The following is a 4,108-nucleotide window of genomic DNA, read 5'->3' as shown; positions in this document are numbered from 1 at the left end:
GTCGCATCTTCAAAATCTTCAGCGCTTCAGCAATAGATGAAAAGGTTCAGATTGCGGCTTGACAGACATAGAAGAGTCCGCAGGGGTCACATTACGCCGGGCGCGAAGCGGAATAGAACAGCGCTTCGCACGGCGCGTATGATTGTTTGTCCTGCGAATTTAGTGCGCAACGATTAGTGCGAGGGGAAATCGGGTTGTCCGAAACGATCGAACAAGATCTGTCAGCCGAGACTCGGTATGTGGCAAAGCTTTATGCACGACTGGACGAGCTGCGCGCGGAGAAGGTCCAGCAATTGGGGCGGACCCGGGCTCAGGGGGCGGTAGGCAGCTTCCAGAACATGTCCGAACGCGACTCCTTCGCCACGCTTTACGAAGACCGCATCGCACAGCTCGACGCGGTGGAGGACCGGCTGGTCTTCGGCCGGCTGGATATGGAGCAGCAGCCCGACACCCCGCGCTACATCGGCCGCATCGGTCTGAGTGATGAAGAGCTCAACCGCCTGATGATCGACTGGCGCGCCGCCGAGGCAGCACCGTTCTACCAGGCCACCGCGCTGAACCCGCGCGGCGTGCGCCGCCGCCGACACCTGATGCTCAAGGGCCGGGCGGTGGCAGGCATCGAAGACGACGTGCTCGATGAAACCTGGCTGGACGAGGGCCACACGCACCACGGCGAAGGCGCGCTTATGGCGGCGCTGCGCGAAAAGCGCACCGGCCGCATGGGCGATATCGTCGGCACCATCCAAGCCGAGCAGGATGCGATCATCCGCAGCGCGCTGCCCGGCGCTGTAGTGGTGCAGGGCGGTCCGGGTACCGGAAAGACCGCCGTGGCGCTGCACCGCGCCGCCTACCTGCTCTACGAATACCGCGAACGCCTCAAGAACGCCGGCGTGCTGATCGTCGGCCCGTCCAACTCCTTCATGCGCTACATCGAGCGCGTGCTGCCATCGCTGGGTGAAACCGGCGTGGTGATGAGCTCGGTGGGCGAGCTGTACCCCGGCATCCGTGCGGTGCCGGAGACCAACCGCACCGTCGCACGCATCAAGGGCCAGCTGTCCATGGCCAAGGTCGTCGCCGCCGCGGTGCGCAACCGCCAGCGTCTGCTGGCCGAAGACCGCACCGTGGTGGTGGAGGGAACGCGGCTGACGCTGACCCGCGGCATGGTGCGCAATGCACGCGAACGCGCCCGCCATACCCACAAGCCCTACAACCAGGCCCGCGAAACCTTCGTGAAGGTGCTGGTAGGGGACCTGGCCGAGCAGCTGCGTCAGAAGCTTGAGGAGTCCGCCGGGCAGTCATCGACCTCGGACCGTTCCTACCTGCCGCAGGAGGTGCGCGAGTCCTGGGACGTGCGCGTGGCGCTGAACCTGTGCTGGATGCCGATGACCCCGCAGAAGCTGATCGCCGAACTCTTCGCCAATCCGCACCTGCTGGCCGCCGCAGCGCCGAAGCTGAGCGAGGTGGAGCGCGACGCACTCTACCGCCGCGCCGAATCGCCGTTCACCGAGGCCGACGTGCCGCTGTTGGACGAGGCGGCGGAGCTCTTGGGCGAGCCGGAGGATCCTCAGGCGGCACTGCACGCAGCCCAATATCAGCGCGACGTGGAGAACGCCGAGGCAGCGCTGCGCAATATGAACACCATGCTTGAAAATGCGGGCATCGACGGGGTGGTCACCGCCCAGCAGGTTGCAGGGGTCAACCAGGAAACCGCGGCCCGGCAGACCGCAGCCGACCGTGCCGTCGCGGACCGCACCTGGGCCTACGGGCACATCGTGGTCGACGAGGCGCAGGAGCTTTCGCCCATGCAGTGGCGCCTGCTGGTGCGCCGCTGTCCGATCAAGTCCTTCACCATCGTGGGAGACATCGCGCAGACCTCCGCCGCCTCCGGCGCGAACAGCTGGGCCCAGGCCCTGCAGCCATTTTTCGGAGACCGCTTCGCGCAGGAAGAGCTCACGGTGAACTACCGTACTCCCGCCCAGATCGCCGACGCCGCCGTGCGCGTTGCCCAGGCCGCCGGCCTGAGGATCACCACACCGCAGGCGGTGCGCGAGGGCGACTGGCCGCCGGTGCTCACCGAAACCACGCAGCAGCAGCTACAGGACACCCTGCTGGCGGCCCTGGGCGAAGAGCTTGAATTCTCCGCCGGGGGCCTGCAGGCGGTGATCGTGCCGCAGGACCTGCTGGCCGCCACCCGCGCGGCAGTGGAATCGGCGTACGGCGAACGCGTCGGCACCGGTTCGGGCGGGTTGAGCCAGGACATCGTCGTGATCAGCGCCCGTGAATCCAAGGGCCTGGAGTTCGACGGGGTCGTCATCGTCGAACCACAGCAGCTCGTGGAGGAGGTCGACGGGGGAGTGGGCGACCTGTATGTTGCGATGACCCGCACCACCCAGCGCCTGCGCGTGATCCACACCGGTCAACTGCCCGCTGGACTGGAAGCCTAGCGCGCCCGCCGTCGCGAAGTGGCAATAAGCCAACTCGTGACGATAACCTTGGAAGAGCGCGGCATCAGGCAACCCCACTGGCCGCGCGGTAGCAATCACACGTCGAACTCGGCGTGTGCACGGGGCAGAACGAAGACAGAAAAATGGTCACAGCTAGCATGTCTGAAAGCAATCAGAACCCGGTGCTCGCCGGGCAGAGTAACGATTCCTCTTTTGCAAACGTTTGGCAGGAACTGAAGTGGCGCGGGCTGGTGCACGTGTCCACCGACGAAACCGAACTTGAACGTGCCCTGTCTGAAGAGACCGTGACCTATTACTGCGGCTTCGATCCCACGGCACCTTCCCTGCACCTGGGAAACCTGGTGCAGCTGCTGAACATGCGCCGCCTGCAGTTGGCGGGTCATCAGCCGCTGGCCCTGGTGGGCGGTTCCACCGGTTTGATCGGCGACCCGCGCCAAACCGCCGAGCGTACCCTGAACACCAAGGAGACCGTGAACGAGTGGGTGGCGAAGCTGCAGGCTCAGGTCTCGCGCTTCCTATCCAACGACGGTGAGAACGCCGTGCGCCTGGTCAACAACCTAGACTGGACCGCACCCCTGTCAGCACTGGATTTCCTGCGCGATGTCGGCAAGTACTTCCGCGTGGGCACCATGGTGAAGAAGGAGATCGTCGCCGCGCGCCTGAATTCCGATGAGGGCATCAGCTACACCGAGTTCTCCTACCAGGTGCTGCAGGGCTACGACTACCTTGAGCTGAACCGCCAGTACGGCTGCACCCTGCAGACCGGCGGTTCGGACCAGTGGGGCAACCTGACCAGCGGCACCGACCTGATCCGCAAGGTTGAGGGCCGTTCGGTTCATGCCTACGGGACCCCGCTGATCACCAACTCTGATGGCACCAAGTTCGGTAAGTCGGAGGGCAATGCCATCTGGCTGGATGCCGAAATGTGCAGTCCGTACACCTTCTACCAGTTCTGGCTGAATACTGCCGACGCCGACGTCATCGATCGACTAAAGGTCTTCACCTTCCTTTCGCGCGAGCAGATCGAGGCACTAGCAGTAGAAGTTGCCGAGCGTCCGTTCAAGCGCCAGGCGCAGCGTGAACTTGCATGGCAGGTGACTTCGCTGGTCCACGGCGAGGACGCCACCAATAAGGTGATCGCCGCATCTGCCGCGGTCTTCGGCAATGGAGACCTGGGTGATATCGACCTTCCGACGCTGCAGGCTGTCATCGCCGAACTCCCTACCGCACAGGTGTCGGCCGCCGATTTGGGCATCTTGAATGTGTTGCATGTTTCCGGTCTGAGCAAGACCCAGTCGGAAGCTCGTCGCACCGTTGGCGAAGGCGGCGCCTACGTCAACAATGAGAAGGTCGACGGCATCGATTCGGAATTGGCGGAGTCTGACTTCCTCCACGGACGCTACGCCATCGTGCGCCGCGGCAAGAAGAACATGGCAGTTGTCGAGCTGACCAAGTAGTAACTAAGCGAAACCGTCAGAAAAGTTTGTGAACCAGCACACTTTTCTGACGGTTTTCTTGTACCTATTCACTAAAACTCCAAGTCAACATGAAAAATCTGCAACTTTTGACGGCTACTGGCCGATTTGGTGTTGGGGTGCGGTCCGTGTAAAGTTTTATCTCGCGCCGCTGCTACGGAGCAACCG

The 4,108-nt window shown here is 63.4% G+C and carries 2 protein-coding genes; both read left to right on the top strand.

The window, feature by feature from the left end; all coding sequences use genetic code 11:
* Positions 1 to 239 precede the first annotated feature (239 nt).
* Positions 240 to 2,444, top strand: a complete 2,205-nt coding sequence (locus tag RUH64_RS16835) for a UvrD-helicase domain-containing protein (protein ID WP_313814944.1) — start codon at positions 240 to 242, stop codon at positions 2,442 to 2,444.
* A 158-nt stretch (positions 2,445 to 2,602) separates the two neighbouring features.
* The gene (gene tyrS, locus RUH64_RS16830; RefSeq protein ID WP_313814943.1) at positions 2,603 to 3,922 is read left to right on the top strand and encodes a tyrosine--tRNA ligase; all 1,320 of its coding nucleotides are present in this window, start codon (positions 2,603 to 2,605) and stop codon (positions 3,920 to 3,922) included.
* Positions 3,923 to 4,108: the final 186 nt, after the last annotated feature.

Origin of the sequence: Glutamicibacter sp. (genome assembly GCF_032154645.1) — a bacterium.
Classification (GTDB): domain Bacteria; phylum Actinomycetota; class Actinomycetes; order Actinomycetales; family Micrococcaceae; genus Glutamicibacter.
The sequence above is the reverse complement of the archived record's forward strand: the minus strand, read 5'-3'. Positions and strand labels throughout refer to the sequence as shown.